Annotated in this window: 1 protein-coding gene and 1 pseudogene; both read right to left on the minus strand. The window is 75.2% G+C overall.

Annotated features, from left to right (window positions below; genetic code table 11):
* Positions 1–245 (minus strand): annotated as a pseudogene (locus NBW84_RS22960) (IS110 family transposase); the annotation flags it as partial.
* Positions 246–270: 25 nt separating this feature from the next.
* Complete coding sequence (locus tag NBW84_RS22965) at positions 271–3936, minus strand: UvrD-helicase domain-containing protein (protein WP_445548827.1); 3666 nt, start codon at positions 3934–3936, stop codon at positions 271–273.
* Positions 3937–4009 lie beyond the last annotated feature (73 nt).

Here is a 4009-nt window from a genome sequence, read left to right on the forward strand (position 1 = left end):
CTGATGTCCGTGGTTACTACGTCGATGCGGGCCAGCATTCGGGTGAGCAGGAAGGCGTAATGATCGCTGAAGCGGCCAGTGAACGTCTCTTCCAACTCGCCGATCTTGCCACGTAGCCGGGTCCGGGCCAGCCGCACGAGGACCTTCGAGTCCCGTTCGCTGGAGACGAGAGCGGCCATCATGTCCCGGCCGGAGACCCCGAAGATGTCTGAGGTGACCACGCTGAGTTTGCTCTGGACGTCCTCCTGAGGCCAAAAAGTGGAAACCAGGTCATGGTGGGGTGAGGAGGGCTTCGAGTTCGGGCTCGGAGAGCAGGTTCGGGCGGACTACCTCGCCGGAGCGGACGTACAGGAACGCGGCGTCCACCGCGTCCAGCGCGACGCCGCGCAGCCGCGCCCACGCCAGCCGGTAGACCGCGAGCTGTGTCGCGTCCGCCCGCTGGCGGCCGGTCTTCCAGTCGACCACCTCCCACCGGCCGTCGCCGAGGTCGTACACCGCGTCGATGCGGCCCCGGACCGCCCGGCCGCCGATCAGCAGCTCGAACGGCGCCTCCACCGCGAACGGGCTGCGCCGGCCGTACGGGCTGGCCAGGAACGCCTCCCGCAGCGCCTCCGCATCCGCGGCATCGGCGTCGTCGATGCCCTCGTCCGCCGCCCCCGGCAGGTCGTCGAGGTCGATCAGCGGGGTCTGCTCGAACATCCCCTCCACCCAGGAGTGGAACGCCGTGCCCCGGCGGGCCTGCGGCACCGGCTGCCGCGGCATCGGGCGGGCGAGATCACGGGCCAGCCCCGCCGGGTCGGCCCGCAGCCGCACCACCTGGGACGCGGTGAGCGCGCGGGGCAGCTCCACCTCGCGGACGACCCGCCGGGCCCGGCGGGCCTCGGCCAGCAGCAGCTCGACGTCGGCGTCCAGCTCGGTGAGCATCTGCCGTTCCGCCGGGGTCATCCGCTCGTGGTCGTCGTCGGGAAGCGGACGGCCGGCGGTGAGCGCGGCCAGGTACCCGCCGACCTCCCGCGCGACGGCCTGCCGGCGGGCGAAGGCGACCGGCTCGTAGGGCAACGGCCAGTCCAGGTCATCCATGCCCGCGAGCTGCGGGTTCGTCTCCCCCTCGGACGGCGGCGGCGCCCACAGCGCGACCCGGCCGCCGCCGGCGCGGGCATGATCGTGGAGTTCGTCGAGGAACGCCGACGGCCCGCGGGGCCGGCGCTGCGACGGCCCCCACCAGTGGCCGCTGCCGAGCAGCAGCGACTTCGCCCGGGTGAACGCGACATAGCCGAGACGGCGTTCCTCCCGCTCCAGGTAGGCGTCGCACTCCGCGGTGAAGCCGGCGAGCGCGGCCTTGTCGTGGCCGCGCAGCGCCGGCAGGTCGTCGGCGTCCCCGCGCAGCGGTGTCGGGAGCATGGAGGCCGCCGTGGGCCACTTCGACCGGACCGTCGTGACGGGGAAGACCTTGCGGCTGAGGTTCGGCACGGCCACGACCTCCCACTCCAGCCCCTTGGACTTGTGGACGGTCATGAGCTGGACGGCGTCCGCGCCGGACGGGCTGGTCGCGTCCAGACCGCGCTCGTGCTCCCGCGCGGCCCGCAGGAAGGCCAGGAAGGCGCGGACCGAGCCGTCGTTGTCCAGGCCCTCGAAGTTCGCCGCGACGTCGATGAAGGCGGCGATGTTGTCCCGGCGGCGGGCCGTGACCGCCTCGGGGCTCGCGGCCAGTTCCACGTCCAGCCCGGTGACCTCGACAACCCGGTGGATGACGTCCAGCAGCGGCTCGTCGACGTGGGCGCGCAGGTGGCGCAGTTCCCCGGCGAGCATCCGCAGCCGGGCCCGGCCGGCGGGCGAGACCTCGTCGCCGGGGTCGTCGAGCACGTCGGCGAGCGCGACCACGTCACAGGGGTCGATCCCGGTCACGGCCTCGTCGAGCGGATCGAGCGAGCCGGCCGGGCCTGCTGGGTGGGCGCCGCCGTGACCGCCATGACCAGCCCCGTCGCCATAACCGGCATCGCCGCTTCGGCCGGTACCGCTGCCTCGGCCGGCGCCGTCACCATGGGCGTCATGATCGGCGGGGCTCTGTGGCTGTCGGGGCGCCTGCCGGCCGGGCGCCGGCTGGTCGGAGGCCATCTGGTCGGAAACCGACTGCTCGGACGCCGGCTGGTCGGGCGCCGGTCGGTCGAGGAAGGCTGCGCGGTCCGTCCCCGCCCGGACGGCCGCCCGCGCCGCGCGGCCGAGCGCCGCGAGATCCCGGCGGTCCAGCCGTATCCGTGGGCCGGTCAGCAGCCGGACCAGCGCGGCGTTGGCGGTGGGGTCATCGAGCACCTCCAGGGTCGCGATGACGTCGGCGACCTCCGGCAGGCTCAGCAGGCCGCCGAGCCCGACGACCTCCACCGGCAGCCCCGCCGCCAGCAGGGCCGCGTACAGCGCGGGCACGTCGGAGCGCGCCCGCACCAGCACCGCGCACTCCCCCGGCCTGGCCCGCCCGGCGTCGACGATCTCCCGCAGCGTCGCGGCGACCCAGCGGACCTCGCCCGCCCAGGTCGGATGCAGCGCCACCACCGTCGTGCCGTGCTCGGCGACGTCCGGCCGGGGACGCAGCCGCGCGACGCGGTGGCGGGCCCGCAGAGCCGCCGCGACCGTGTTCGCCAGGCTCAGCAGCCGGCCGCCGCTGCGCTGGTTGACCGTCAGCTCGTACACCCGCGCCGGCTCGCCGTCACGGCGGCGGAAGTGCAGCGGGAAGCCGTCGAGGTTCGCCACCGACGCCCCCCGCCAGCCGTAGATCGCCTGGCAGGGGTCACCGACGGCGGTCACCGGGTGGCCGCCGCCGAACAGGCCGGCGAGCATCCGCCGCTGCGCCACGGAGGTGTCCTGATATTCGTCCAGGAGCACGACCCTGGCCCGGGCGCGTTCCAGCGCGCCGACCTCGGGCACGCTGTCCGCCAGCCGGACGGCGAGGGTCACCAGGTCGCCGAAGTCGATGACCTCCAGCTCCTGTTTGGCCGCCCGGTACTCCGCCACCATGGCGGCGAGCTCCCGGCGGGCGCGGGCGGCCAGCGCCATCCGGCCGAGGGCTTCGACATGGCTACGGGCCCGCGGGGCACGGCGGCCGGCGGCGATCGCGGCTTCGAGCTCCGCGAGCCGCTCCAGCTCGAAGGCGGCGAGGGCGTCCGGGTCGACGAGGTGTTCGCTGAGCTCCGCCTCGAGCGCGACGAGATCGCCTGCGAGCATCGACATCGGCCGGGTCAGCGCCTCGACCGGCCCGCGGTGCTGGCGCAGCACCCGGCTGGCGAGCTGGAAGCGAGTGGCGTCGGCGAGCAGCCGGAACCCCGGTTCGATGCCCAGCCGCAGCGCGTGGTCCGTGATCAGCCGTTTCGCGAACGAGTGGTAGGTGGACACGACCGGTTCACCGTCGACGTCCCCGCCCGGGGATGGCTGGGACGCGTTGGCCACCTGGTAGCCGGCCGGGCCGCCTTCCCGCTGGCCGGCGACCAGATCGACTCCTCGCTGGTCGAGAAGGACGCCCTGCGCGCCGTGGCCTGCGCCCGGTGCGGCCGGCGCACCGGCTTCACGCTGGTCAGGAGGGCCGCCCCGAGCTCCGGAGCCCCCGAAGCCCGTGCTCGGCGCGGCCAGCGCGTCGGCTCCCCGCTGGTCGGGACGGCCGCCCCGAGGATCATCGGCGGTGCCGGCCGGGCCGGCCTTTGCCAGGCCCCGGCGGATCCGGTCGGTCAGCTCGCCCGCGGCTTTAGTGGTGAAGGTGAGCCCGAGCACGTCCCCGGGCGCGACCTGGCCGGTCGCGACCAGCCAGACGACCCGCGCGGCCATCACCGATGTCTTGCCCGAACCGGCGCCGGCAACGATCACGCCGGGCTCCAGCGGTGCCGTCGCCGCGGCGATCTGCTCGCCGGTGAACGGCACCCCGAGCAGGTCACGCAGGTCCTCCGGAGCCAGCGAGACCAGCGGGGCCGGTGGGGCCGGCGGGGCCGGCGGGGCCGGCGGGGCCGGCGGGGCCGGCGGGCCGGCG

This window comes from Protofrankia sp. CiP1_Cm_nod2 (assembly GCF_920664355.1).
GTDB lineage: Bacteria > Actinomycetota > Actinomycetes > Frankiales > Frankiaceae > Protofrankia.